This window comes from Pseudotamlana haliotis, from assembly GCF_008806375.1.
Classification (GTDB): Bacteria; Bacteroidota; Bacteroidia; order Flavobacteriales; family Flavobacteriaceae; genus Pseudotamlana; species Pseudotamlana haliotis.
Window position 1 is genome coordinate 1 of sequence record NZ_WAAT01000052.1, and the last position, 26,859, is coordinate 26,859.

Consider the following 26,859-nt stretch of genomic DNA (forward strand, 5'->3'; position numbering starts at 1 on the left):
TCCGTTAGGCACTTGCATGGTATCATGCTTATATTCTGGATCAGCAGCCCAAGTAAAATCATGCACGTTTGGTGCTTTAAAATGCCAAGTAAGTTTCTCTGATTTTGGCGTTTTTACAGTTCCTGTTTCATAGCCATGACCAACTTCATTTGGGTTTTGTAGATACCCCGTTCCTCCTACTACATAATTTTTATCTATGTGCAGTGTCACATCAAAATTTCCCCAAACACCGTGAAATTCACGACCTATATATGGGTCGGCATGCCAACCTTCATAGTCGTATTCTGCTAATTTAGGGTACCATTGTGTCATAGAAAGCGCCACACCTTCTTTGTTATTTCGTCCAGAACGACGAATTTGAACAGGTACTTGCGCATCAAAAACCATATCGAAAGTTACACTTTCACCTGGTTGAATAGCTTTTGCCAGTTCAACTTCTAAAACCGTACCCACGGTTTCATGGTTAATAGTAACGCCATTTTGTTTTAGCGAATTGACTTTGATATAACCAATTTCATTGGGTTTTAGTTTGGCAATGCGGCCTTTTACCCTAGCGTCTGGATCTGGTATATTTTGTGAACGTACGTCCATTTCACTGCCTGGTTGAAAGGCATTAAAGTATAAATGATAAAATACTTTATTTAAAACATCAGGAGAATTATTGGTATAAACCAATTTTTGTGTGCCTTTGTATTGATAGGTATTAACATCCATATCGATATCCATTTCATAATCGGCATGTTGTTGCCAATAAGTCGAAGCACTTTCGTTTGACGTTGATGTGTTTTTTGAAGAAGATGTATTTTGTGCAGGTTTACAGGAAATGATTAACGAGACACAAAAAACAGATATTAAGACACGTTTCATAATATAAATTTATTTATAAGGAATAATATAAGTAAAAATGCCTGTTTGATAACAATCGTACTGTTTTAAATTTAAACAGGAATTTGCAGTTAGCGATTATTATTAAACAGGCATAAATGCTTTTGAACGGTTCTAAAATTATTTAGAAGCGGATACTTGTGCCGCTAAAATTAAGGCGTTATAAGCGTTTACCATTTTAGCAGATTTTGTTAAATCGGCAAAAGGGCGGATATCAGAGGTATTTCCTCCAACAATAACTTTTCTGTTAATCGCTAAACCAGAATCTAAGATGATGTTTTTAACTTCAGAAGCTGTTAAATCTGGATAGTAAGAACGGATTAAAGCAGCAATACCAGCAACAGCAGGAGCAGCCATAGAAGTACCACCTTTAGTACCGTATTCGTTTTCTGGAGTTGTAGAATACACACTAGCTCCTGGAGCAAAAACGTCTACATTTTTCTTTCCGTAGTTAGAAAAACCAGCAACCATTTTAGAACCATAAGTTGGGGCTAAAGCACCTACTCTAATATAATTATCTGCAATTTCAATACCGTTTACATTATCATCTGGGAAGTTAGGTTCCGTATCTACATCCTTACTATCATTTCCTGCAGCGTGAACAAAAACTACATCGTTATTAGCAGCGTATTTAATAGCATCATGTACCCAATCAGCGTGTGGTGAGTAACTTTTACCAAAACTACCATTAATTACTGTAGCACCATTATCAACGGCATAACGAATAGCTAAAGCTACATCTTTATCATATTCATCACCATTAGGAACGGCTCTAATACTCATGATCTCTACGTTATTTGCTACACCATTAGCACCTAATCCGTTGTTACGCTCTGCAGCAATAATTCCAGCTACGTGCGTACCGTGACTTTCAGATTTTTTAACAGGTTTTACGTTTCCGTCACCATAGAATTTAGTAGACATATCGTTTGGATCATCACCATTTACACGTCCGTTAAAGTCTTTATTTAAATTATAGTTTAAACGGTCGTTGATACTTTCAACCCCGTTAGCAATTTCTTTTTCAGCATCAGCTAAAGAATCTACGCCATTACCATACATACTCATGGCAATTTGTTTTGCTTTTGCTAAATCAGCATCTTCTGTTTCAAGTGCTTTAACCTCTTCTTTAGTGTAGTCTGCTTTACCAAAGTGAGCGGTTAATGTTGCGTTGGCATCTTTAATTACCCCGTAAATGTTGTCGTATTGTGTTTTTCTACCAACCCAAGTTTCATATTCAGAATTGTATTCAGCCTCTGCTCTAGCGTAATCTTCAGAGTCTTTATCTCCATTAACTAAAATTCTCACTAATTCTAATTGCTCGTCGTAACCTTTACCTAAGAAGTTCCAACCGTGAATGTCATCAATGTAACCATTTTTATCATCGTCGATGCCGTTTCCAGGAATTTCATCTTCGTTAGTCCAAAGCACGTCATTTAAATCTTCGTGGTCGATATCAATACCAGAATCGATAACGGCAACAATAACTTTTTTACCTTTTTTATTTTTAATTAATTCCGCGTAAGCGCGATCAACACTCATTCCAGGAATGGTATCTTTAACGAGGTCTAAATGCCCCCAATTATGCGCTTCGGCTTCAGTAAGTTCTGATACTTTTAAAGGTGAAGAATCAATGTTTTCAACTGGTGTAGAAACAATACTTGATCCACCGCAGCCATAAAGTAAAACAGCTGCAAAAGCTGAAGTTGCTATTGTTTTAAATGTTTTCATAGTTACTTTTTAATTATTATAAATGTGTTATTAGTTGAATATATCTTGTGTTGTAAATGTGTCTTTTAGTCGTACACCTTTTTCGGTATGTTGCACGGTAATAATTTCATTGTGTGCGTCGTGCTCTAAAAACAGGTAGAGGTTTTCGTTGGCAGCCATGTTTAGAAATTTTTCTTTTTCGTCCATGGTTAATAAAGGCCTGGTATCGTATCCCATAACGTATGGAAGCGGTAAATGGCCAACAGTTGGTAATAAATCGGCCATAAAAGCAATGGTTTTATCTTGATATTTTATCATAGGAATCATTTGCTTATCGGTATGCCCGTTAGCAAAAAAGATATCAAATCCTAAAGCTGAATTTTTAAGTACATCGTTTTCTGGAAGGGCTGTAAATTTAAGCTGACCACTTTCTTCCATAGGCAGGATGTTTTCTTTTAAAAAGGACGCTTTTTCACGGCGGTTAGGTGCTGTGGCCCATTGCCAGTGATCTTCATTGCTCCAAAAATGTGCATTTTTAAAAGCGGTTTCGTAACCCGTTTTATCTTTATTCCACTGAATACTACCGCCACAATGATCAAAATGTAAGTGTGTTAAAAAAACATCGGTGATATCATCGCGATGAAAACCGTACTTTTTTAATGAACTATCAAGGTTGAAATCACCCCATTGGTAATAATAGCTGAAAAATTTATCAGATTGTTTGTTTCCCATACCATTATCGATTAAAATCAGTCGATCACCATCTTGAATAAGAAGGCATCTTGCCGTTAGATCAATCATATTATTGGCATCAGAAGGATTGGTACGCTGCCAAATAGATTTTGGAACGACGCCAAACATAGCACCACCATCAAGTTTAAAATTGCCTGCGTTTATAGGAAATAAGGTCATAGGGAAACAAAACTAACGAATCTATTGTCAAACGTCTAAAATGTTAAGAATATATTAAGAATATTTGGGAGAAAAACGATTAACAAAGGCTGTTTTCAATAATATGAAGTTCTACTATTGGTTAGGCGGTTAAATATTATCTAAAAAAACTGATTATCAAATGACCTTAATAAAGTAAATTCAATGAAATATTGATTAGAAATACCGTTTTAACAAATAAAGCACAGATTTTCTGCTTTTGAATAAGAAAGATCGTCTATTTAAAAACCTTAAGTGGTCTGTTTTCTTTAAATTAGTGCCTTCATTCAGATTTTGATTATATGTTAGAACTAGCTGGAATTATTATTTTAGGAATATTGGCACAATGGGTTGCTTGGAAATTTAAGATTCCCGCCATTTTACCTTTAATTTTAATAGGGCTTTTAGTAGGCCCAATTGCAGCAGAGTTTATTACTCAAGATGGCTCTAAATGGATTGAACCGGTTTGGAATGGTAAAAAAGGCTTTTTCCCTGGTGACGGACTCTATTACTTTGTGTCTTTAGCCATAAGTATCATTCTTTTTGAAGGGGGATTAACACTTAAACGCGCTGAAATAAAAAATGTAGGCCCTGTGATTACTAAGTTAATTACTGTGGGATCGGCCATTACCTTTTTAGGGTCTGGTGTGTTAGCGCATGAGATTTTTGGTTTGAGCTGGGAGATTTCTTTCCTCTTTGCAGGTCTTATTATAGTAACTGGACCAACCGTGATCACGCCAATTTTGCGTAATATTCCGCTTAAAAAAGATGTTTCGGCTGTTTTAAAATGGGAGGGTATTTTAATTGACCCGATCGGTGCCTTAGTTGCTGTATTGGTTTTTGAATTTATTAGTGTTGAAGGGCATGTTGGTTTTACAAAAATGGCCTTAATTGAATTTGGGAAAATTATATTATTTGGTACTACTTTCGGTTTCACCTTTGCCCATGCTTTGGCATTTATGATTAACAGAAAGTTGATTCCGCACTATCTTTTAAATGTGGTTTCTTTATCTACCGTATTATTGGTTTTTGTAGAATCAGAACTCTTTGCTCACGAATCAGGACTACTAGCGGTGGTGGTTATGGGTATGGTTTTAGGAAACGGAAAATTAAAAAACCTTAAAGAATTACTTTATTTTAAAGAGTCTTTAAGTGTATTATTAATTTCTATTCTTTTTATTCTACTTGCAGCTAATATTGACTTTGAAGACCTTTTATTGCTTTACAACTGGAAAACATTAGCCTTATTCTTATCGGTAGTTTTTGTTGTTAGACCATTAGCGGTGTTTTTAAGCACCATGAATTCCTCTTTAAAATTTAATGAAAGACTCTTTATTAGTTGGGTAGGGCCACGTGGTATTGTTGCCGCCGGTATCGCGTCTCTTTTTGGAAGTAAATTGCTAAAAGAAGGGGTGGAAGGCGCCGAGTACATTACACCATTGGTATTTATGATTGTATTAGGTACCGTATTACTAAACGCCACTACGGCACGTTTGTTTGCTAAATTGGTTGGTGTGTTCCTTACGAAATCTGACGGTATTTTAATCGTAGGCGCATCAAAAGTATCTCGACTTTTAGGACATTATTTATATGAAAACGGCAGGCATGTGGTGCTTATTGATAGTAATGAGAAAAACATTGAGAAAGCTAAAGAACTTGGCTTAGAAGCCTTAACCACTAACATCTATTCAGATACCTTAATGGATAACATTGAATTGAATGATGTGGGGTATTTAATGGCGTTAACGGGGAATTCAGACATTAATAAATATGCTATAACCAAGTACGGTGAGGATTTTGGTGAAAATGGAGCTTACAGACTCGTAACACCTTTAGAAATGCTAGATGACAGCGATAACCCAAAGGAAGGCCTGTTTTCTCATAAAGACGATTACAGTACACTATATGCTTTGGCACGTAAGCATCCGTCAATCAATGAAATTGAATTAGAAGATAAAGAACATTATCAAGATTTGATTGAAGTCACTAATAAAGACAAGGATATGATTCCTTTATTTATTAAAGATACTGAAGGCGAACTTCATATTATATCTTCTTTCAATTTAGAGGTTGAAGCCATTGAAAAAGGTTACCAATTGGTTTACATCGGAAAACCTTTTGATGTTGAAAAAGTGCAGACGACTTAAAGAGGTCTTTTATTAAAAAAGCCTTCATTTTAAATTAAATGGAGGCTTTTACTGTATAAAGGGTTTGTACTATTCTCCAATAATATGAAGTTCTGTAAATTCTTTGGTCAGTTTTAAACTTGTTCCGCCTTTAAATCTAAGTTCTTCAAAAGGAATAATCACATTGTCAATTTCTATTTCCTTGATTTTAAAAGGCAACCCATGGAAATGAAGTCTAAAGGTTTTATAGGTTGTAATATATTTTCCAGATTTATGTTGCTGAATAATAATTTCCTTTTCCTTTCCTTGAAATTTGAAATTTCTTAAGCTATAACGGCCTTTGATGTAGTCATAACCATCAGTAGCATCTTCATAAACCTCAGAGATTTCATTACCTTCTTTATAATAAACATCGAGGGTTAATTCTTCAACCGTTTTTTCACCAACATACTGCTGGATTGGGTATTTAGGAATAATAGCCCCTTCTTTCACAAAAATAGGCATACTGTCTAAATCGGCATCCACCCAAATTTCTTGTCCGCCACTCACTACTTCATCGGTCCAAAAGTTAAACCACTTCCCAATAGGGATGTACATGCGTCTTCCTTTTAAATTCGGACCCGTAATTGGGCAGGCTAATATTTGTTCACCAAAAACAAACTCATCATTTCGGTAATGGGTTTGGGCATCATATTGATCATAAAGTACTAATGACTTTAAGATAGGAATACCTTCTTCGGCATACTTCCAAAAAGCAGTGTATAGATAGGGTAGAAGCTGGTATCGCAATTCGATAAACTTTCTAACCACGTCGGTAATGGTTGTTCCAAAAGCCCATGGTTCTTGATCACCGTGGTCTCCCGAAGAGTGCGTTCTACAAAACGGGTGAAAAATACCCAATTGTATCCAACGCGCATAGAGTTCTCCGTTAGGTTGTTCGGCAAAACCACCAATATCAGACCCAATAAACGAGAATCCAGACATACACATACGTTGTGCTTGTAGGTTAGCTATGTTGAGGTGATCCCAAGTCGCCACGTTATCACCAGTCCAACTTGAGGTGTAACGCTGTGTTCCAGAATAAGCCGCTCTTGTAATTACAAAAGGTCTATTCGGGTATGAGAACTTCTTTAAACCTTGGTAGGTTGCACGAGCCATTTGCATGCCGTAAACGTTATGCGCTTTTCTGTGGCTACATTGGTTGCCGTCGTAATCATGACGCACATCGTTAGGGAATGTTTTTCCAGGAACATCCATTACAGCAGGTTCGTTCATATCGTTCCATACCCCTCGAACACCTATGTCTTCAACAAGTTCTTTAAATAAATCGGCCCACCACTCTCTTACTTCTGGGTTAGTGAAATCTGGGAAATAACACTCTCCAGGCCAAACTTTACCTTTCATATAAGGGCCATCGGCACGTTTGCAGAAATAGTCTTTTTCAAGCCCTTCCTTAAACACCGAATAATCCATGTCTATTTTAATACCAGGATCAATAATGACAATGGTTTTAAAGCCATCGTCAGCCAGTTCCTTAACCATGCGTTTTGGATCAGGGAAGTATTGTTTGCTCCAAGTAAAACACCTAAAGCCTTCCATATAATCGATATCTAAATAAATCGCGTCACAAGGAATTTGTAATTCCCTAAACTTAGCAGTAATTTCTTTAACGTTAGATTCTGGGTAGTAACTCCATTTACATTGGTGGTACCCTAGCGCCCAAAGTGCAGGCATGGCGTGTGGTTTCCCGGTTAAATCGGTGTAATTCATAACCACATCACTCATGTCTGGTCCGTAAATGAAATAGTAGTTCATTTCGCCACCATGCGCCCAGAAACTGCTAATGTTTCTACGTTCATGACAGAAATCGAAGTACGATCTAAAGGTATTATCGAAAAATATACCGTAAGATTTTTTATTGTGTAGCGCCGTGTAAAACGGAATGGTTTTATAAATAGGATCGGTATCACGACCGTAAGCGTACGAATCGGTTACCCAGTTTTCAAAACGTTTTCCTTTGAGGTTATTATCTACAGGTTTATCTCCTAAACCATAATAACTTTCTCCTGGTTGTGCGGTTTTAGACATTTTTACAACATCGCCACCAAACTCGTAACTTTCTTCCCAGTGAAACCCAAGTTCATCTTCGCAAATTAACGACTTATCTTTAGCATCATATATAGAAGTTCGTAAGTCTAATTTTGAGATGTTACAGATAAGTTTTGATGTGGTTATGGTATAATGATCGTCGTCTTCGGTAACTTCAAGGTGGTTGTAACCTCTACTTGCATATTTTGTTATGGCATAAGAGAAATCGTTGTCGAAAATACCTGTAGTTGTAAATCTGAAACGGAGAATACTATCTCTTCTAACCGTAACTTCTAAAATTACACCGTTCTCGGTAGTAAAGGAAAGTACATTAAGATTTTTCTCGTATTTAATTATTTTGGTAGGAAACAGGTTCCCTTTATATTCTAATTCGGTATTTAAAATCATATGTGGTAGTTATTAGAATTCATTGACCAATTTAGTAAATTTAAGGCTGCATTCATATCGCTTTTCATTAAAAAACCAATGTATATGTTATGTAATGAACAAATAATGAGGTGCTTAATTAACTAATTCCTAAATGAAGACAAAATGAAAGAATTTTACGACTCACATTATTCTAAAATCTAAAAAAACCAATGGATTGTAGTATTAATAGCTATGATGAAGATTGTAATTTCATTTCAGCATTTATAATTTGTTTAACCGCCTGTTTGTATTTTACAGGGTTTGATGCTTTTTTTATGGCTTTGTAGGTTTTCTGCGGATTTGAAGTTGTTTGCGCAAAATACTCCCAGAAACCAAGCATTTTCATTTTGATAGGAGTGGGGCCAGAGAGGTAAGCATCGTATTGCTGATAAATGGTATCGTGAAATTCTGAAAAAATAGTCCAACGGTTTTCAGGGTAAACGGTGGTATTATTTTTTATCATGCTAGGCAGAAAAGGGTCGGCAATTAAACCACGCCCAATCATAAAGTGATCGATCTTCGGAAAACGTTCTTCAATAGCTTTAAAGGCTGAAACACTAGTGATATCGCCATTATAATACAATTTGTGTTTGGTGCTACTGATGCATTTTTCAAAAGATTCTAAATCTACATCACCTTTGTAAAGCTGTTTTCCAATTCTGGCGTGAATGGCCACATTTTTAAGCGGGTATTGGTCTAAAACAGGAAAAGCACTCAGAATTTCTTGAGCGTTTTCATAACCCATACGCATTTTCATCGATACCAAAATATCGGTTTCACTGTGCGCTTTGTCAAGCACCTCGTTTATTCTATTCGGGTTACAAATAAGCCCAGAACCCATACCCGATTTGGTGACCATAGGGTAGGGGCAGCCTAAATTCCAGTTAAGTTCTTTATAGCCTAAACTTTGCACGTATTTGGCAACATAAACAAATTCATCAGGGTCGTTTGTAATCACCTGAGGAATCACTTCCAGCGTGGTATTGTTTTCAGGTAACAAATCGTTTTGATAAGACTGCTTAATTTTCAGCTTACCGTTTAGCCTAATATAAGGCGCATAAAACGTATCAATACCACCAAAATAATGGTTGAAAGCATTACGAAACCTGAAATCTGTAAAACCTTGTAACGGTGATGAAAGTAGAGTAGAAGCCATCTTTTAATTTAATGGAGCAAAGATAGGCTAAATCTAGAATGGTTTAATTTTATTGCTAATTATTAAATCTTATGATGCAGACTTAGCTGTAACTGGTTTTTATTCCAATTGTTGGTCGTTTGGTTCATCACCCCAAATTGCACTTTAAGGTTGTCTTTGATCATGTAGCCAATAGCGGAATAAAAACGGTTTCTATCGAAAATTTCAACGTCGATGCCGTTGCCTATGTCTCTTTGCCCATTAATAAACAGTTCGTTGTAGAATGCCAAATAGAAGGTGTTTTTCTCTAAGGAAGCTGAATTTAAAGGGATATTTAAAAATAGGTTATAACGGTATCGAGTTCTAAAATCTTGGTTTTCAACAAAACGTTGTTCAAAACGGAAGCGGTGGTTGGTGTAAAATCGTTTTCCAAATTTTACTGGAAATAAAGCTTCTTGATAAATTCGACTTTCTTGGGTGGTATCGTCAATATCTCCATAGGTTCCCGTGGTAATGTGGCCGTAACCTAGTGTAAATTTTATATCCGCTTGTTTTGGTTTATAGGTTAAACCGCCTCTTAAAAGGAGTTGTTCAAGGTCGCCACCCATATTCCAGTTACGATATTGTATATCGCCTTGTACACCCCAGGAGCTGTCTTTAAAAGTCGTGTCGAAAAAATACATATACCATGCCCCTAGGCTATTTTCATCTATTTGTGCATTTCCAGTTTTCGGATTTAAAAATAAGAGGCTAACAGTGATTACGAATAAGTACTTTTTCATTTAAGACAGTTTTTTGCAAAAATAAAAGTTATCTGTAGAAATACCATTTCAACAGCACGACGTTTTTTGTTTTTTTACTTAAATGTTTAAGTGACTTGACTGAAGGGATGGAGTAATATTACGAGAGCTGAATAATAACTCCTGAAACCGCTATAAACAAGCATAAAGGCGAAAATAGTTTGGTGTCTGCCTTAGCGAATTGGGTTTGTTTTACTTTTTTAAAGAAGCCCACATATTTAAATTCTCCAATGGCTCGAATGAGGAAGATTATTGGAATAATCCACCCGCCATAAGTGAATACCCATTCCGGTAACGTAAAATTAAGTAGTCCTGCTTTGAGGCTATAAAAAAGCGCAAAGGCTGTTAAACCCAAACCTACAATGGCGCTATCGTATTTTTTTGGCTTTAACATGATTTCTCCGTTTTCGTTGGTAGGTAATGAGGCATGTAAGCCGAATTGGCCTCCAATGACCCAGTTGAAGTGAATAAGTGCTAGTGTTATAAAGATGGTGGTTAGTATTGTTGGTAAAATCATGAATTTTAGTAGCTTAGTTTTATTTTATTTTTTAGCAGCTGAATCCCTCAAAATTTTCTCCATTTTTCGACCTTTAGCCAATTCATCAACCAGTTTATCTAAATAGCGTACTTGTTGCGTTAATGGGGTTGTAATATCCTCAATACGATAGCCACAAATAACACCTTTTATGAGCTGGGCATTTTCATTTAAAGTCGCTTGCTCGAAGAATGTTTTAAAAGTGACTTTCTCTTGAATAAGGTTTTCTATTTTTTCTGAAGAAAAACCCGTTAGCCATTCAATAACTTGATTTAATTCGGCTTTGGTCCGCCCTTTTTTCTCAACTTTTGTGATGTAATGTGGGTAAACAGAAGCAAAAATAAGTTTGGCTACACGTGTGTCGTGTTCTAGAGTTGTGGTTGACATGATATAAATTTACAAAAAAATCCAACTTTAAACTTTTTTAGAAAGCCTTAAGTTGGATTTGTGTTGTTTCGTGATAAAAACTTGAATCAAGTTTAACTTGACCATATGTTTTCTTTTCAAGTTGTTTTATGCGACTTAATCGGTATGTTCTGTCACGACTTCGTGCAATACCACTTGAGCTGCTGCTTCATAATCATCATGCCACCCAAAATAATTACCTGTTTTAAAGTAGTTTTCATGAACGTAACCATTTCCTACATAATCGTAAATTTCGGTATAGTCTATGTTTAAATCTTTGGCTTCACAAACTAAAGCACAATACATTTTACCGTTTTCAATTTTAATTTTGAAAGTGAATTTTTCATTATCTACACGTCCGAAATCTAATTTCTTATCATAGCTACTTGTCCAAGCTTCTCCTTCTGCTGGTTTGGTGTAGTAATCGATTTGAATCATACCACTGTTCCATCTAATTTTTACGGTAGCAGGATTTCCGCTAATGCCAGCAGATTCTTTACCATGAATTTGAGCAACGATGGTACGACCGTTACCTTCTACAAAATCTACATGCATGGTAGATTCTAAAATATGAGTTCCGGTAGCCATTGACCAGTTGTCATTAGTATCTTGATTGCCTCGCCAGTATTCTCTCAACTCTGTACGGCAGTATTTACCACCTAAATCAGCCTGGCCAGAAGTTGTAAATCCTGTAAATTTTGTATAAAGGGTGTAGCTGCCATCTTCATTTCTATAGAAGTATTGTGATTCGTTTTCGGTTAAATTGTCATTAACAATATCTTCATAACCAATAGAAGTGGCACTACCATTACCGCGGTCAATAGGCACTGAAAGGTACCAGTTTTTCCAATTGATGTTCGTGATTTCTTCTTCCTCTTCAACAGGAGGTGTTACTTCTTCTTCAACCTCTTCTTCCGGTTCTTTTTCAGCTTCTGGAGTTTTAGGGTTGTCACTTGCACTGCAAGCGGTCATAAAAATAAGTGAAAACAATACGATTAACTCATGTTGTAAATTTGTTTTAATTTTCATAAACATAAAAAGTTATTTCTGTTTTTTAGCGAGACACTTCTTATATGGTAGGAATAAAAAGTAAGTTTTTTTTGAATACGAAGCAGTTGTTTGCTATTTTATTTAAGACTGCAAAGATATAATTTTAAAATTTTCTTTTGAACAATATTAGTTAACCCTTAACACAATCATTATTAATATGAACAGCCTAAGGGCTTATTATTCTTGAAATTAGTGTTACTTTTGAAGTTTTTACAATATAATTATAAGCTGAAGTGATGACTTATCAAGAAGCATTTGTTGATTTTTGGGAACAGGTAAAGGCGAGTGTTCAAGAAGAACGTTTTGCTAAATTAACTATGGCAAAAACCATTGGTAAGCCTGATTTGAAAAATATATTTGTGAGGCCCCTTGCTTCAGAAGGCGATTTTAAAGTGTTACTAAAGTTTAGTTACCGTTTAAAGGAAACAGAGGATGAGGAGCAGGAACTTTCTTTAGAACAGGCATTCGAAGTTTTAAAATCACATCTTAAAAAGCCTTTTTTAACGGTATTGTTATTTACCACCACCAAAGATGTGACTTTCAAAATTAACAAAAAAGGTGTTGGAAGCTTCACCGAGGGCGCACCGACTTTTCAAGATGTGAGATTGGCTGATCGGGATTAATACATCCCAAAATCAAGAGTTTGTTACCAGAATTAAAATGGTATTATTTGTTATCTTTTAAAAACGTAGTTAATTCTGAAGGTTCTGCTCTATTGCGATAATCGGCATCTAAAAAAGCATATTCAATTTCGCCATTTTGATTGATGATGTAGGTCGCTGCTAAAGGCAATTCGTTTGACGTATCTCCGTTATGGTTGTTCATATCAAAAGCTGCGTTGTATGCTTCAGCTACTTCATCTGTAAGTTTAAAAACAATGCCGTATTCTTTAGCGATTTTATTTCCAAGGTCACTTAAAACTTCAAATTCTAAATCGTTTTTCTCTGAGGTGCTCATCGATTCGTCTGGCAGCTCAGGCGTTAAAGCGAGTAATGTGGCACCATTGGCTTTAAAGTTAGGTAGTTCTTCTTGTAACTCATGAAGCGTAAGGTTGCAATATGGGCACCACCCACCGCGATACCAAGTTAAGACAACTTTGCCTTCTTTCAGGTAGTCGTTTAATGAAACAGGTTCGTCTAGTGCATTTTTTAAAGTGAAGTTAGGCGCTTGGTCTCCAACTTGTTTTGCGCTGCTTGTGATTCCGCTGTTTTCAACAGATTCAATACCTTCTGCATAAATTTTCTTTTTATAGTCGTCGGCTTTAAGCTCAAAATTGGCTTTCTTTTCGTCCAATTGCGACTTCAACGTTGGCTCTTCCATAGTTTTTTCTTTTTTTTCAGGTTCTACTTCGGTTACGGCGTTTTGCTTTTTGTCGTTTTTTCCGCCGCAGGCTATCAAAGTAGCACCTAGAAATAATGTAGATAAAATTTTAATTTTCATAAGTCTTTTTTTTTGCGCAATAAAGAACTTAAAAAAGGGAAGGATTTTGCTATAATTATTTGTTAAAATTGAAGTAAAGCTTTTAACCTCTTATTTAATTCCAGAGCAACTGTTGAGTGTGTTGAAATAAAAGTTTCTATGGCACTCTAATCGTTTTTAAAATTGATAACCTATACCAAGTTGTACACCAAACTCGGTAAGACTTTGTTGATGGTCTTCTTTTTTAAATGGAATGAGAGCATGCATTTTTAAGTTCGGATTTAAATAAATTAAAAACCTCTTAAAATTGTATTTTCCACCAAAGCCGATTCCTAAACCAAATCCGGATTGTGAATCAAAAGATTCTCCTGAATTTTGAAAATCTAATTGCGGACCGCCATTTAGGAAAAAATAACTTCCAATCGTATAATTAAAATACATCGGGATTGACACCATTTTTAAATACGTATGCCTTTGGTTATTCGTTCCAAGGCTATTAGAGTTTATTTGAACCTTAGAGCTTAAATAGTTTATCCCGGTTTCAAGTGATAGTTTAGGCGTTAATTTTCTTAAATACCGTATTCCAAATTCATAGGAGTCTTCTAAGTCGTAGTTTCCTGAACCATCTAAGATCTCACTGCTTAGAAATTCGCTATTCATGAGTCCAAAGTACGTTCGAAATTCATTAGAGTCTTGGGAATAAGTGCTGTTACTAAGAAAAAGTGTGCTTATTAGTAGAGCTATGAATTTTACTTTCATGTGATCAATTTTGTTTTTTTAGTAATGATAGCGTTTTTTATTCTGTTTTATTAGTAATCTCATATTCATAAAAATCTACATCATCTTCATTTGGTTCACTTTTTACTAACTTCATGCCACAATGTTCAGATAATTTAATCGAAGCAATGTTTTTTTTAAACATTCGAGCAGTTAATTTTTCCAATTTTAATTTTTGAAATGCGTAATTAATCAAGGCATTACAAATTTCAGAACCATAGCCGTTTTTCTAGAATTTATGGTCAACAATATAACCTAACTCCAATTGTTTTAAGTTTTGAAACGAATTGAATAGACCAGCTTCTCCTATGACCGTGTCATTATCTTTAAGCTGGACAAGGAAAACACCAAAGCCATTACTGTAGTCTTGATTTATTTTATGGTATTTCTCTTTTAGTTTTGATTCAGTCCACTTACAATTTGAATTTGGTATACAAACCATGTTCTGTGGATTGTTATAAATTTGAAGTAAACAAGAGATATCTTCAGACGTTATTTTTCTAATCCAAAGTCTGTTTGTTTCAATAATGTTTTGCATTCAATAAGAAAATCGATTTGTAACTATTCTGAAATATCTGCTTTATTTGGCATTTTCATCTCATAAAGATCAAAGTCTTTAGCCCAAAAATCCTTTTCGATTCTAATGAGTTTGAATCCTGTTTTTTCATAAAATTGAAAGGCTAGCTGCGTGGTTCGAACCACGATGAATTCTATATTTGGCTTTTCTATTAGGTGATTCATTCGGTATTGCATTAATGCTTTTCCGATGCCTTTTCCTTGGTGATTTGGATGAATGATGTCCCAAGAAATTCGTGCTATTTTATCATTTGGAAAGTAATTAATACCGCCAGCTCCAATAATTTCAGAATGCTGTTCATAAACAAAATAATCTTCTACTTCATTTTCAAAATCTATTTCCTCTGAAGGGACAAAATATTTTGGAGTATTTTGTCTCAACAATTTTATAACTTTCTGTTTATCCTCTTTGGAATATTTTCTAATCATTTTGATTGTTTTCAATGATTTTTAAAATAAAAATAACCAAAATAGGATTCTACTTAAACTTAAAAACCATTACAGCCAAAGGCGCTAACGTGATTTCAGCAGAAAAAGGTTTACCATTCCAAGCGTCTTTTTTAATGGTGATGGCTTTCTTATTGCTTATACCGCTACCACCAAAAGTTTCGGCATCACTATTAAAAATTTCTTCGAGTTTTCCTTTTGTTTTAACTCCAATTTTATAGTTTTCTAAAACGGCAGGTGTCATATTACAAACTACTACGACGTTTTCTTTTTCTTTATAGCCTTTTCTTATATAGGAAATCACAGCATTTTCATGGTCGCCATAGCTAATCCATTCAAAACCATCTTGACTAAACCCTTGTTCGTAGAGTGCTGGTGTGGTTTTATACAGTTTATTAAGCGCTTTGTAATAGTTTAGGGTGTCTTGATGCGGTTTAAAATCTAGTAAGTTCCATTCAACACTCTCTTGAAAATTCCATTCGTTATATTGACCTAATTCGCCACCCATAAATAAAAGTTTGGTACCTGGGTGTGTAAACATATAACCGTATAGTAAGCGCAGGTTAGCAAAGCGTTGCCATTCATCGCCCGGCAAGCGTCCTAAAATGGAGTTTTTGCCGTAAACCACTTCATCATGTGATAGCGGAAGCATGAAATTTTCAGTAAAAGCATAGGCTAAACTGAAGGTGATATCATTTTGATGGTATTTTCTATATATAGGATCTTTAGCAAAATACTCTAAGGTATCGTGCATCCAGCCCATCATCCATTTCATACCGAAGCCTAAGCCACCAACAAAAGTGGGTTTAGAGACCATAGGAAAGGCTGTAGATTCTTCAGCAATGGTTTGTACATCTGGGAAAGAAGCATAAACCTCTTCGTTTAATTCTTTAAAGAAACTTATGGCGGCTAAATTTTCTCTTCCACCGTAAATATTAGGCTCCCATTCACCATCTTCTCTAGAATAATCTAAAAACAACATAGAGGCGACGGCATCAACACGTAAACCATCAGCATGGTATTGGTCTAGCCAAAATACCGCATTACTAATTAAAAAGGAGCGGACTTCATTACGCTCATAGTTAAATATGAGGCTTTTCCAATCTTGGTGATAGCCTTTTTTAGGGTCTGGATGTTCGTAAAGATTTGACCCATCAAAAAAGCCTAAACCGTGAGCGTCTTCCGGGAAGTGTGATGGTACCCAGTCTAAAATAATGCCTATATCATTTTGATGTAGTTTATCAACAAGGTATTTGAATTCTTCAGGATAGCCAAAGCGCGAGGTTGGTGCAAAATAACCCGTAATTTGATAGCCCCAAGACGGGTCGTAAGGAAACTCCATGATAGGCATCAGCTCGACATGGGTGAAATTCATGTCTTTAACATAGTTTACCAATTCGTCTGCCAACTCGTAGTAAGAAAGAAAGCGGTTTTCTTCTACATTTTTCTTCCAAGAGCCCAAATGCACTTCGTAAACCGAATAAGGTGCATCAATGGCATTGTGTTTTTTACGTTTTTTGAGCCAACTTTTATCTTTCCATTTGTAGCTATCATCCCAAACGATAGAAGCCGTTTTTGGCGGATGCTCATAACGCCTAGCGTAAGGATCGGCTTTTTCGGTTTTTATGCCGTTGTTATTGTTTTCAATTTTGTATTTGTAGGTGGTGCCTTTGCCTACAAGCGGAATAAAACCTTCCCAGATACCACTCGAATCCCAGCGCACATTGAGTTGGTGCTCACCTTCTGTCCAGAAATTAAAGTCGCCAATTACAGAGACTTGTTTTGCTGAAGGTGCCCAAACGGCGAAATAAACGCCATCGATACCATCAACGGTGACGATATGAGAACCAAATTTCTCATAGAGTCTAAAATGCTTTCCAGCTTTAAAAAGGTTGATATCAAATTCGGTGAATAAACTAAAAGATTTTACCTGTGCCATATATTATATTACAAACCCGTGAGGGATGATTGCTCCATTTTTAATTACTACAATGCCTTCTTTGACTACGTAAGTATCAGTTTCGACATCCTCTAAATGTGGTCCACCATTAATTCTAACATCATCACCAATGCGGCAATTTTTATCGATAATGGCGTTCTTAATGAAACAGCGGTCGCCAATACCCATCAAAATTTCAATTTTCTTTTCATCAATTTCTTGCAGGGTTTCGTAATAGTCGCTACCCATCATATAGGTGTTGATAACGGTAGTTTCTGTGCCTATTCTTGACCGAATTCCAATAACCGATTTTTCAATTTTTGCAGCGCCAATAATACAGCCTTCAGCAATAACAGCTTTATCTAAAGTGGTACCAGCAACTTTAGTGGTTGGAAGCATTCTGGCGTGCGTATAAATACGTTTCGACTTATCGTATAAATCAAATTTAGGAATATCATCAGTTAAGCCAATATTCGCTTCAAAGAAAGAATCGATGTTCCCGATATCGGTCCAATAGCCTTCATATTGAAAGCTTAGTGTTTTGTGTTTTTCAATAGACTGCGGAATAATTTCTTTTCCAAAATCTATGGTGTTTTCGTCAGCCATCAGTTTCACCAACAAATCTCTGTTGAAAATATAAATACCCATAGAAGCCAAATAGTTTCTGCCTTGAGATTTCATTTCTTCACTAACATCTGAAGTCCAATCGGGTAATAAGCTCGAATCAGGTTTTTCAATAAATGAGGTGATGACGCTGTCGTCATCAGATTTTAGAATTCCAAAACTAGGGGCGTCTTTAGCATTTACTGGAATGGTTGCGATAGAGATTTCAGCGCCACTTGCTTCATGGGCTTCAACCATTTTCACATAGTCCATTTGGTATAATTGATCGCCTGAAAGGATTAACGCATATTCAAAATCATGTCTTAAAAAGTGGTGCATGCTTTGCCTTACGGCATCAGCTGTACCTTGAAACCAGCCTTTATGTCCGGGGGTTTGCTCGGCGGCCAATACATCAACAAAGGCGCTACTAAAAAAACTAAAATGGTAGGTGTCTTTAATATGACGGTTTAAGGATGCCGAATTAAACTGGGTCAATACAAACATACGTTTGATATCTGCATTTATACAGTTTGAAATGGGAATGTCAACCAATCTGTATTTTCCTGCTATGGGCACCGCAGGTTTTGATCTTTGGTGAGTTAATGGGTACAATCTAGAACCTTGTCCTCCTCCTAAAATGATGGATAAAACCTTGTTGTTAATCATATTTTAATTAGTTTTTAATGGAATGGTATAATTTAATATAGTCTTGGGCAGAAACATCCCACGAATGGTCTATTTCCATAATTTGTTTTTGAATGGCTTTATATTTGGGTTGACTTTTATAAAGTGCAACACCTCTGTTTATTGCTTCGGTAATTTCTGTAACGGTTACGTTTTGGTGGCAAATACCAAAGCCATTTTCTTCTTCAATATCTATAACGGTATCTTTTAAACCGCCAATGCTTCGTACTATCGGGATGGTGCCATATCGTAAGGCATACATTTGATTTAAACCACAAGGTTCAACACGTGATGGCATGAGTAAAAAATCGGCTCCTGCATAAACGATATGCGACAGTTGCTCGTCGTAGCCAATGTGTGCATTAAATCTTCCGGTAAAAAGTGGTTTTAAAGCTTCAAGTTGCGCTTCCGTCTCTGGGTTTCCCGAGCCTAATAAAAGTATTGAAATATCATTCTCTTCTAAGGTTTGCTTGAAAACTTCAGGAAAAATATCTGAACCTTTTTCGTACACCAAGCGTCCAATAAAGGCGAAAAGTGGTTTTTTTGGATTCAGATTAAAGGCATTACATAAGTGTTTTTTATTGGCTGTGGCACCAGCGCTCACATTTTTTAATTTGTAATTTTTAACTAAATAATGGTCGGTTTCTGGGTTCCATACATTCGTGTCGATACCATTTAAAATACCTACGCACTTGTCACTTTCTGCGCTAAGCAAAGGTTCTAAGCCATTGGCGGCTTGTTTGAGTTCTTCCATATAACTCGGTGAAACCGTGGTAATGCGCCAAGCACATTTAATAGCGGCCGCTAACGGATTAATATTGCCGCCCCAGTCTAATAAGCCCACATGGTCAAAATTAAATGGCGGAATTAAACCCACTTTATCATGTGAAAACCAACCTTGATACTGGGCATTATGTATGGTTAAAATATTTGGTATTTTTCTAAAGGCCTCATATTTAAAACTCTCTTGAAGCATGAATGGAATGAGCCCCGTATGGTGATCGTGACAGTGAATAATATCAGGATAGCTTTCCCAAGTAAGGAGCCAATCTAGAGTAGCAATTTGAAAGGCTAAAAAGCGCTCAGTATCTGATGATGAATACACATAATTTTTGAATAATAAATCAGGGATGTCTATAAAAAACACATCAAATTCTAATGGTTTCTCATCTAACACTAAAATATTAAACGCGTAGCTTTGATCACCTAAAATAATGCTTGATTGCTGTATGGTAGCAAAAGAGTTTGCTTTTGTAAAAGCATTATCATAAAATGGCACAATAACCTGCGACCTTACATTTTCGTTATTTTGGTATTTTGGTAAGGCTCCAACAACATCGGCAAGACCGCCAACTTTAGCTATGGGATAACATTCTGCACTTATATGAATAATGTTCATTATATGAATAATTATCAGTGATACTTAGGTTCGCTTATAAAATTACGAAATTATCATCTACTTATTCACCCTATTTATTATTAAGTCGTAAAAATTACATTATTAGGACTTTATGCTGTATTCAATAGTAATACGTAGTAAAAAACCGAAACTTTTTGTTGTATTTTAGTTGTTGTGCGGTTAAATCTATTAAATATTTACTTCATCAGGTTTTATGGAATGCATGAGGTTTGAGCATAAAAAAACCACCTATCAAATTAGATTTATACTAAAAGGATAGATAGTTTTTACTTTTTTTACCTCACCTAAAGTTTATGTAAACCTTGGTGTTATCCGTGATATACAGCCTTTTGTACAGGTGTAATGCCATACGCCAGCAGCATTTTGACTAGGTTCTGCTGCAAATGGTGACGAAGATTGTATGTTAGTCGCATTCGTATGGTACGTTTAATTATGCATTAAAGCCAAGCCACAAGCTTTACAGTTGCCAGCAGTTCCAGAACCTCCCGGACAGCCTTTCATGCATGTGTAATGCCAAGTTCCGTTTGCGTTTTGAGCAGGCTCAGTAGTTGCTGTCTTTGTAGTTGTTGCCGTTGTTGTAACTGGTTTTGCTATTTCTTGTTTAGGAGCTTTGGCTTCTTCTTTACAAGATGATAAGGTCAATACAAGACCGAAAAGAAGCATGCTTAAGATTTTAATAGATTTCATATTAGGGCTTTTTTAAAAATTGAATTATACAAAAAAGACCATCCTTTTTAGAATAGTCTTTATTTGATTTTATAAGGCGTATGGAACTTAATCGTTCAGTTTTAAAACTGCCATAAATGCTTGTTGCGGTATTTCTACATTACCCACTTGACGCATACGTTTTTTACCTTTCTTTTGTTTTTCAAGAAGTTTACGTTTACGCGAAATATCACCACCGTAACATTTGGCTGTAACGTCTTTACGCAGCGCTTTAATAGTTTCACGAGAAACAATTTTAGCACCAATGGCTGCTTGAATTGGTATATCAAATTGCTGACGCGGAATTAATTCTCTTAATTTCTCACACATTTTTTTACCAATATTTTGTGCATTATCAGCATGGATTAAAGCAGAAAGTGCATCTACAGGTTGTGCATTTAGTAAAATATCTAAACGTACTAATTTTGATGTTTTCATGCCTATTGGTGAATAATCAAAAGAAGCATAACCTTTTGAAACGGTTTTAAGCCTATCGTAAAAATCGAATACAATTTCAGCTAAAGGCATTTCAAAAATTAACTCAACACGTTCTGGTGTTAAATACGTTTGATTTATAATGTTTCCACGTTTTTCAATACATAGCGACATCACGTTACCTACAAAATCGGCTTTGGTGATTATAGTGGCTTTAATATAAGGTTCTTCAACACGATTAATTGTTGAAGGGTCTGGTAAATCAGATGGGTTGTTTACAATAAACGCTTCATCAGGATTTTTGTTTGTAAAGGCGTGGTAAGATACATTGGGAACCGTTGTGATTACCGTCATATCAAACTCACGTTCTAAACGCTCTTGTATAATTTCCATGTGAAGCATGCCTAAGAATCCGCAACGGAAACCAAAACCTAAAGCGGCAGAACTTTCTGGAGCAAAAACTAATGAGGCATCATTTAGTTGTAGTTTTTCCATAGAATTACGAAGCTCTTCATAATCCTCAGTGTCAACAGGGTAAATTCCAGCAAAAACCATTGGTTTTACATCTTCGAAACCTTCAACAATATTGGTTGTAGGTTTAGCAAAATCGGTAATGGTATCACCTACTTTTACTTCTTTGGCGGTTTTAATTCCAGTAATGAGGTAACCTACGTCTCCAGCTTTTACACTTTTCTTGGCAACTTGAGTTAATTTCAACGTACCAACTTCATCTGCAAAATATTCTTTATCCGTCGCAACGAATTTTATTTTTTGTCCTTTTTTAATTTCACCATTAAAAACTCTAAAATATGTTTCAATACCTCTAAAAGTATTGTAAACCGAGTCAAAAATTAAAGCTTGTAAAGGTGCTTCTGGATCACCTTTTGGAGCAGGAATACGTTCTATAATGGCAGCTAAAATGTTATCAACACCAAAACCCGTTTTTCCACTGGCGTGAATCACTTCTTCTGGGTCGCAACCTAATAAATCTACAATATCGTCGGTAACTTCTTCTGGATTGGCGCTTGGTAAATCTACTTTATTTAAAACAGGAATAATTTCTAAATCGTTTTCTAAAGCTAAATATAAATTAGAAATGGTTTGCGCCTGTATGCTTTGTGCGGCATCTACAATTAAAAGAGCCCCTTCACATGCTGCGATAGAACGAGAAACTTCATAAGAGAAATCAACGTGACCAGGGGTGTCAATCAGGTTTAAAATATATTTTTCACCTTCATATTCATAATCCATTTGTATGGCGTGTGATTTAATGGTGATACCACGTTCACGCTCTAAATCCATGCTGTCTAGCAATTGATCTTGCTTTTCTCTAGCAGTCACAGAGCCTGTGTGATCTAATAAACGGTCAGCCAAAGTACTTTTACCGTGATCAATATGTGCAATAATGCAAAAGTTTCTAATGTTCTTCATAAAAAGGAATCTATTACCTAGATTTAATTTGCAAATATAGGCGTTTTATCGGTTTATATCTATTGTTTTTAGCAGCTTAGTAAGCCTGTATTTAGTTAAGTTTTTAGATGAAGCAGTAAGTTTTGGTTTTTTCAGCTGCTTTGTGAATCTATTTCAGTGGGGTTAAAAACTTTATGTTTCATTAAAAAACTGTAATTTTGCGCACAATTATAGATGTTTTGGTAAAAATAGACAACATAGAACTTCCAGATTTTCCATTGCTTTTAGCGCCAATGGAAGATGTTAGCGACCCGCCATTTCGTGCTTTGTGTAAAGAACAAGGTGCTGATGTGGTGTATACCGAATTTGTTTCGAGTGAAGGTTTAATTCGTAACGCAGCAAAAAGCGTTATGAAATTAGATATTTACGAAAAAGAACGCCCAGTGGGTATTCAAATTTTTGGTGCTAATTTGGATAGCATGCTACAAACTATTGATATTGTAGCAGAGTCAAAACCAGATATCATTGATATTAATTTTGGTTGCCCCGTAAAAAAAGTGGTGAGCAAAGGCGCAGGCGCAGGGATTTTAAAAGACGTGTGTTTGATGGAACAGCTTACTGCCGAAATGGTAAAACGCACCAATATTCCTATTACTGTTAAAACCCGTTTGGGTTGGGACCATGACTCCATTCGTATTGTGGAGGTGGCTGAACGTTTGCAAGATGTAGGTTGTAAAGCCATTGCTATTCACGGTCGTACACGTGCGCAGATGTACAAAGGTGAAGCCGATTGGAAACCTATAATGGAAGTGAAAAACAACCCGCGCATGCACATTCCTGTTTTTGGTAATGGCGATGTAGATACCCCAGAAAAAGCCATGCTCATGCGTGACGAATTTGGTTTAGATGGTTGTATGATTGGTCGTGCCAGTATAGGAAATCCATGGTTTTTCAAGCAAGTGAAGCATTTTTTTGAAACCGGTGAGCACTTGGCACCTATTTCATTAGAAGAACGTGTTGAAGCGGCACGTCGTCATTTACAAATGTCTATCGACTGGAAAGGTGAAATTCTTGGCGTTTTTGAAACCCGCAGACATTATACCAATTACTTTAAAGGGATTCCGCATTTTAAAGAATACCGCATGAAAATGGTGACTTCAGACCATTCCGAGGATGTTTTTGCAGCCTTTGATGAGGTTTTAGAAAAATTCGCAGGTTATCAGTTTACAGAATAGTTTTTTTAGAATTTAAATTCATCTGAAAAACGACCATTTAAAGGCGTAAATCTTTCGCTTTTAACTTATAGTTTCCCGTTTATCATGGAATATGTTAATTTCTTTAAAATTTCAAACGTTTTCGTGAAAAAACAGATTTTTTAACACTCTTTATTTAGTTACATTTGTATGTAAAATATTTAAAAGTTAAAAAATAGAGCTATGAAAACGTTAAACGATTTTGATTTCAAAGATAAAAAAGCCTTAATTAGAGTAGATTTTAATGTGCCTTTAAACGACAAGTTTGAGGTGACTGATGCTACTAGAATTGTATCTGCAAAACCAACAATAATCAAGATTTTAGAAGATGGCGGAAGCTGTATTTTAATGTCGCACTTAGGGCGTCCAAAAGGATTTCAAGACGAGTTTTCTTTAAAGCATATTGCAGATAAAGTTTCAGAAATTTTAGGTGTAGAAGTAGAGTTTGTAGACGATTGTATTGGTGAAAAGGCTGAAGCAGCTGCAGCAAGCTTAGAGCCGGGTAAAGTGTTATTACTAGAAAATTTACGTTTTTATTCAGAAGAAACTGCTGGTGATGTCGCTTTCGCGGAAAAATTATCGAAACTAGGTGATATCTATGTAAACGATGCCTTTGGTACTGCACATAGAGCACATGCTTCAACAACTATTGTAGCTCAGTTTTTTGAAGGTAAAAAATGTTTCGGAAACTTATTAGCTCAAGAAATTGAAAGCATTAATAAAGTGATGGAAACAGGAGAAAAACCTGTGTTAGCTATTTTAGGTGGTGCAAAAGTATCTTCAAAAATTACAATTATAGAGAATATTCTTGATAAAGTAGATCATCTTATAATTGGTGGTGGTATGGCCTTTACTTTTGTAAAAGCTCAAGGCGGAAAAATAGGAAACTCTATTTGTGAGGATGATAAAATGCCATTGGCCTTAGAGATTTTAGAGCAAGCTAAAGCTAAGAATGTACAGGTACATATTCCTGTTGATACCATTGCTGCTGACGATTTTAGCAATGATGCCAACAAGCAAACTGTTGATATTACTGCTATTCCTGATGGTTGGGAAGGTGTTGATGCCGGACCAAAATCTATTGCTGCTTTTGATAAAGTGGTTAAAGAATCTAAAACTATTCTTTGGAACGGTCCATTAGGGGTTTTTGAAATGGAATCTTTCGCAAACGGAACGATTGAATTAGGAAACTCTATTGCTGAAGCTACTAAAAACGGCGCCTTCTCACTTGTTGGTGGTGGTGATTCTGTTGCGGCTGTGAAGCAATTTGGATTTGAAAATAAAGTGAGTTATGTAAGTACTGGAGGTGGTGCTATGCTAGAAAGTTTAGAGGGTAAAACCTTACCTGGTATTGCTGCCATTCTAGAATAATAGCGCTTAAGTTTTTAGTTTCGCGTAAAATATACGAATTTTGCCATAATTATCGTTCAGTTAATTAATTGATACAGATTTTATGGCAATTCGTTTTTTTATACTTTTCCTAGTGCTTAACATAAGTGTGGGATTCTCTCAAACACAAGATTCTATTTCACTTTATAATTCTTCGCAAAAGGATTCCTCATACATTGGAAAGTCTCAAATCAAGGATACTTTATTAGATGCAAAACAGGCTTCAGTAAAATCTGTTGCTATAGATAGCTTTTCAATAAAAAACTTAAAAGACAATACTTTAGCAGCTCAGTTTGATAAGAAATGGCGTGATGAACTGTATAACAGTCATGACCTCTATGATACCATTTCAAAAAGTGTTGCCGATCTAGATTACGAACCGGTTATTTATAATGACTTGCCTACTGATACCCTCAAGGCACGTTTGAAAGCATTAAATGCAAGAACACCATTTAATGTAGAATACAATCCTGCATTAGAAAGTGTTATTAAATCCTATTTAAAGAATAGACCAAAAACTTTGCAAAGGCTTATTAATATGAGTGCTTTCTATTTTCCAATGTTTGAAGCTGAACTTGATAAGTATAACATGCCATTAGAGATTAAATATTTGGCGGTTGTAGAATCGGCTTTAAAACCAAGAGCCAAATCTAGAGTTGGGGCAACAGGTTTGTGGCAGTTTATGTATACGACTGGTAAAAGTTATGGTTTGCATGTCACTAGTTATGTTGATGAGCGTAGTGACCCTATTATGTCTACTGAAGCAGCAGCTAAATACTTATCACGACTTTATGATATTTTTGATGATTGGGACTTGGCTTTAGCGGCTTATAACTCAGGACCAGGAAACGTGAATAAAGCGATTAGACGCTCTGGAGGGTATAAAAACTACTGGAATATACGTCATAATTTGCCAAGAGAAACAGCGGGGTATTTACCAGCTTTTTTAGCCAATATGTATATTTTTGAATATGCCGAGGAACATGGTTTTACAAAACCAAATCCTGAAATTGCCTATTTCCAAACCGATACGGTTAAAGTAAAACATATGATTACTTTAGATCATGTTTCAGAAGTTACGGGAACACCTATTGAGGAGCTTCAGTTTTTAAACCCTTCTTATAAATTAGATATCATTCCTTATATAAAAGACGAAGATTATGTATTGCGTTTGCCAATTGAAGTGGTTGGCAAGTTTGTTAATAATGAAGCTGAAATTTATCACTACGCTAAAACAGAATTCAACAAGCGTGAAAAACCATTACCGCAGTATTCCAAAACGAGCAATAAAATAAGATACCGTGTAAAGTCTGGTGATTACCTTGGGAAAATTGCTAGAAAATATGGGGTTCGCATTAGCGATATCAAACGATGGAATAGCTTACGAAGTAATAACATAGATATTGGACAGCGTCTTACTATTTATCCGAAACATCCGCAGGGAGCCAGTTCGGCCAGTTCAAATACTGTAAGTACCAAGGAAATTTCGGGTGGTGAACTGGTGTATACCGTTAAAAATGGAGACTCCCTTTGGAGTATTTCACAAAAATTTTCTGGAGTTTCTGTTCAAAATATTATAGATTGGAACGGTATTAGTGGTACTAAATTAAAACCTGGAATGAAATTAAAAATTTCCAAAGGATAATTTATACCAATTATAGGGCTCGTTTTAGGTTATAATTGGTATTAGTAAAAAATCAGACTTGTAT

21 protein-coding genes and 2 pseudogenes are annotated in these 26,859 nt (G+C 35.8%); 5 read left to right on the forward strand and 18 right to left on the reverse strand.

What is annotated here, in order from left to right:
- The 3 genes and pseudogenes from F6U93_RS13740 to F6U93_RS13750 all read right to left on the reverse strand — a co-directional run.
- Positions 1-867 (reverse strand): annotated as a pseudogene (locus tag F6U93_RS13740) (M1 family peptidase); the annotation flags it as partial.
- A 138-nt stretch (positions 868-1,005) separates the two neighbouring features.
- Positions 1,006-2,616 (reverse strand): S8 family peptidase, encoded by a 1,611-nt coding sequence (locus F6U93_RS13745; protein WP_150940804.1) that lies wholly within the window; start codon positions 2,614-2,616, stop codon positions 1,006-1,008.
- Positions 2,617-2,646: 30 nt separating this feature from the next.
- Positions 2,647-3,507, reverse strand: a complete 861-nt coding sequence (locus F6U93_RS13750; protein WP_150940805.1) for an MBL fold metallo-hydrolase — start codon at positions 3,505-3,507, stop codon at positions 2,647-2,649.
- Between the two features lie 320 nt (positions 3,508-3,827).
- Here F6U93_RS13750 and F6U93_RS13755 point away from each other — a divergent pair, with 320 nt between their 5' ends.
- The gene (locus F6U93_RS13755; RefSeq protein ID WP_150940806.1) at positions 3,828-5,672 is read left to right on the forward strand and encodes a cation:proton antiporter; all 1,845 of its coding nucleotides are present in this window, start codon (positions 3,828-3,830) and stop codon (positions 5,670-5,672) included.
- A 69-nt stretch (positions 5,673-5,741) separates the two neighbouring features.
- On the opposite strand, the gene F6U93_RS13760 is transcribed toward F6U93_RS13755, so the two are convergent.
- The 6 genes from F6U93_RS13760 to F6U93_RS13785 form a co-directional block, all read right to left on the reverse strand.
- Positions 5,742-8,147: a glycoside hydrolase family 31 protein gene (locus tag F6U93_RS13760; RefSeq protein ID WP_150940807.1), complete on the reverse strand. Its 2,406-nt coding sequence runs from the start codon at positions 8,145-8,147 to the stop codon at positions 5,742-5,744.
- Between the two features lie 211 nt (positions 8,148-8,358).
- Positions 8,359-9,324, reverse strand: coding sequence for a tRNA dihydrouridine synthase (locus F6U93_RS13765; RefSeq protein ID WP_150940808.1), 966 nt, complete (start codon positions 9,322-9,324; stop codon positions 8,359-8,361).
- Between the two features lie 62 nt (positions 9,325-9,386).
- Entirely contained in the window at positions 9,387-10,085 is a 699-nt protein-coding gene (locus F6U93_RS13770) for a DUF2490 domain-containing protein (RefSeq protein ID WP_150940809.1), read from the reverse strand.
- Between the two features lie 118 nt (positions 10,086-10,203).
- Positions 10,204-10,620 carry a DUF3995 domain-containing protein gene (locus F6U93_RS13775; RefSeq protein WP_150940810.1) on the reverse strand — a complete coding sequence of 139 codons (417 nt, stop codon included), beginning with the start codon at positions 10,618-10,620 and terminating at the stop codon, positions 10,204-10,206.
- 24 nt (positions 10,621-10,644) lie between these two features.
- Positions 10,645-11,025, reverse strand: coding sequence for a DUF2200 domain-containing protein (locus F6U93_RS13780; protein ID WP_150940811.1), 381 nt, complete (start codon positions 11,023-11,025; stop codon positions 10,645-10,647).
- A gap of 135 nt (positions 11,026-11,160) precedes the next feature.
- Positions 11,161-12,072 carry a polysaccharide lyase family 7 protein gene (locus tag F6U93_RS13785; protein ID WP_191963526.1) on the reverse strand — a complete coding sequence of 304 codons (912 nt, stop codon included), beginning with the start codon at positions 12,070-12,072 and terminating at the stop codon, positions 11,161-11,163.
- Positions 12,073-12,329: 257 nt separating this feature from the next.
- Between F6U93_RS13785 and F6U93_RS13790 the strand changes: the two genes are divergently transcribed.
- Positions 12,330-12,716, forward strand: a complete 387-nt coding sequence (locus F6U93_RS13790; RefSeq protein ID WP_150940813.1) for a hypothetical protein — start codon at positions 12,330-12,332, stop codon at positions 12,714-12,716.
- A gap of 43 nt (positions 12,717-12,759) precedes the next feature.
- On the opposite strand, the gene F6U93_RS13795 is transcribed toward F6U93_RS13790, so the two are convergent.
- The 9 genes and pseudogenes from F6U93_RS13795 to lepA all read right to left on the reverse strand — a co-directional run bounded on the left by F6U93_RS13795 (position 12,760) and on the right by lepA (position 22,529).
- Positions 12,760-13,533 (reverse strand): peroxiredoxin-like family protein, encoded by a 774-nt coding sequence (locus tag F6U93_RS13795; RefSeq protein ID WP_150940814.1) that lies wholly within the window; start codon positions 13,531-13,533, stop codon positions 12,760-12,762.
- A 156-nt stretch (positions 13,534-13,689) separates the two neighbouring features.
- Positions 13,690-14,271, reverse strand: a complete 582-nt coding sequence (locus tag F6U93_RS13800) for an outer membrane beta-barrel protein (RefSeq protein WP_150940815.1) — start codon at positions 14,269-14,271, stop codon at positions 13,690-13,692.
- Between the two features lie 37 nt (positions 14,272-14,308).
- A pseudogene (locus F6U93_RS14915) lies at positions 14,309-14,827 on the reverse strand (GNAT family N-acetyltransferase).
- Between the two features lie 23 nt (positions 14,828-14,850).
- Positions 14,851-15,309: a GNAT family N-acetyltransferase gene (locus F6U93_RS13815; RefSeq protein ID WP_225312718.1), complete on the reverse strand. Its 459-nt coding sequence runs from the start codon at positions 15,307-15,309 to the stop codon at positions 14,851-14,853.
- 34 nt (positions 15,310-15,343) lie between these two features.
- A complete protein-coding gene (glgB, locus tag F6U93_RS13820) occupies positions 15,344-17,251 on the reverse strand; it encodes a 1,4-alpha-glucan branching protein GlgB (RefSeq protein WP_150940819.1) in 1,908 nt (635 codons plus the stop codon).
- Between the two features lie 3 nt (positions 17,252-17,254).
- Positions 17,255-18,520, reverse strand: a complete 1,266-nt coding sequence (locus F6U93_RS13825; protein WP_150940820.1) for a glucose-1-phosphate adenylyltransferase — start codon at positions 18,518-18,520, stop codon at positions 17,255-17,257.
- 7 nt (positions 18,521-18,527) lie between these two features.
- Positions 18,528-19,937: a glycogen synthase gene (locus tag F6U93_RS13830; protein WP_150940821.1), complete on the reverse strand. Its 1,410-nt coding sequence runs from the start codon at positions 19,935-19,937 to the stop codon at positions 18,528-18,530.
- A 447-nt stretch (positions 19,938-20,384) separates the two neighbouring features.
- On the reverse strand, positions 20,385-20,645 hold the full coding sequence (locus F6U93_RS13835) for a hypothetical protein (RefSeq protein WP_150940822.1): 261 nt from the start codon (positions 20,643-20,645) through the stop codon (positions 20,385-20,387).
- An 87-nt stretch (positions 20,646-20,732) separates the two neighbouring features.
- Complete coding sequence (lepA, locus tag F6U93_RS13840) at positions 20,733-22,529, reverse strand: translation elongation factor 4 (RefSeq protein ID WP_150940823.1); 1,797 nt, start codon at positions 22,527-22,529, stop codon at positions 20,733-20,735.
- Positions 22,530-22,747: 218 nt separating this feature from the next.
- Between lepA and dusB the strand changes: the two genes are divergently transcribed.
- The 3 genes from dusB to F6U93_RS13855 all read left to right on the forward strand — a co-directional run bounded on the left by dusB (position 22,748) and on the right by F6U93_RS13855 (position 26,795).
- Positions 22,748-23,743, forward strand: coding sequence for a tRNA dihydrouridine synthase DusB (gene dusB / locus F6U93_RS13845; RefSeq protein ID WP_150940920.1), 996 nt, complete (start codon positions 22,748-22,750; stop codon positions 23,741-23,743).
- Positions 23,744-23,944: 201 nt separating this feature from the next.
- On the forward strand, positions 23,945-25,132 hold the full coding sequence (locus F6U93_RS13850) for a phosphoglycerate kinase (RefSeq protein ID WP_150940824.1): 1,188 nt from the start codon (positions 23,945-23,947) through the stop codon (positions 25,130-25,132).
- 82 nt (positions 25,133-25,214) lie between these two features.
- Positions 25,215-26,795 carry a LysM peptidoglycan-binding domain-containing protein gene (locus F6U93_RS13855; RefSeq protein WP_150940825.1) on the forward strand — a complete coding sequence of 527 codons (1,581 nt, stop codon included), beginning with the start codon at positions 25,215-25,217 and terminating at the stop codon, positions 26,793-26,795.
- Positions 26,796-26,859: the final 64 nt, after the last annotated feature.

Bases quoted from the DNA above. Each gene is read 5' to 3' on its own strand.
- F6U93_RS13750 (WP_150940805.1), bottom strand. From the start codon at position 3,507: ATGACCTTATTTCCTATAAACGCAGGCAATTTTAAACTTGATGGTGGT.
- F6U93_RS13835 (WP_150940822.1), bottom strand. From the start codon at position 20,645: ATGAAATCTATTAAAATCTTAAGCATGCTTCTTTTCGGTCTTGTATTG.
- F6U93_RS13790 (WP_150940813.1), top strand. From the start codon at position 12,330: ATGACTTATCAAGAAGCATTTGTTGATTTTTGGGAACAGGTAAAGGCG.
- F6U93_RS13760 (WP_150940807.1), bottom strand. From the start codon at position 8,147: ATGATTTTAAATACCGAATTAGAATATAAAGGGAACCTGTTTCCTACC.
- glgB (WP_150940819.1), bottom strand. From the start codon at position 17,251: ATGGCACAGGTAAAATCTTTTAGTTTATTCACCGAATTTGATATCAAC.
- F6U93_RS13785 (WP_191963526.1), bottom strand. From the start codon at position 12,072: ATGAAAATTAAAACAAATTTACAACATGAGTTAATCGTATTGTTTTCA.
- F6U93_RS13745 (WP_150940804.1), bottom strand. From the start codon at position 2,616: ATGAAAACATTTAAAACAATAGCAACTTCAGCTTTTGCAGCTGTTTTA.
- F6U93_RS13755 (WP_150940806.1), top strand. From the start codon at position 3,828: ATGTTAGAACTAGCTGGAATTATTATTTTAGGAATATTGGCACAATGG.
- F6U93_RS13855 (WP_150940825.1), top strand. From the start codon at position 25,215: ATGGCAATTCGTTTTTTTATACTTTTCCTAGTGCTTAACATAAGTGTG.
- lepA (WP_150940823.1), bottom strand. From the start codon at position 22,529: ATGAAGAACATTAGAAACTTTTGCATTATTGCACATATTGATCACGGT.
- F6U93_RS13765 (WP_150940808.1), bottom strand. From the start codon at position 9,324: ATGGCTTCTACTCTACTTTCATCACCGTTACAAGGTTTTACAGATTTC.
- F6U93_RS13830 (WP_150940821.1), bottom strand. From the start codon at position 19,937: ATGAACATTATTCATATAAGTGCAGAATGTTATCCCATAGCTAAAGTT.
- F6U93_RS13850 (WP_150940824.1), top strand. From the start codon at position 23,945: ATGAAAACGTTAAACGATTTTGATTTCAAAGATAAAAAAGCCTTAATT.
- F6U93_RS13825 (WP_150940820.1), bottom strand. From the start codon at position 18,520: ATGATTAACAACAAGGTTTTATCCATCATTTTAGGAGGAGGACAAGGT.
- F6U93_RS13795 (WP_150940814.1), bottom strand. From the start codon at position 13,533: ATGAAAATTAAAATTTTATCTACATTATTTCTAGGTGCTACTTTGATA.
- F6U93_RS13770 (WP_150940809.1), bottom strand. From the start codon at position 10,085: ATGAAAAAGTACTTATTCGTAATCACTGTTAGCCTCTTATTTTTAAAT.
- F6U93_RS13780 (WP_150940811.1), bottom strand. From the start codon at position 11,025: ATGTCAACCACAACTCTAGAACACGACACACGTGTAGCCAAACTTATT.
- F6U93_RS13800 (WP_150940815.1), bottom strand. From the start codon at position 14,271: ATGAAAGTAAAATTCATAGCTCTACTAATAAGCACACTTTTTCTTAGT.
- F6U93_RS13775 (WP_150940810.1), bottom strand. From the start codon at position 10,620: ATGATTTTACCAACAATACTAACCACCATCTTTATAACACTAGCACTT.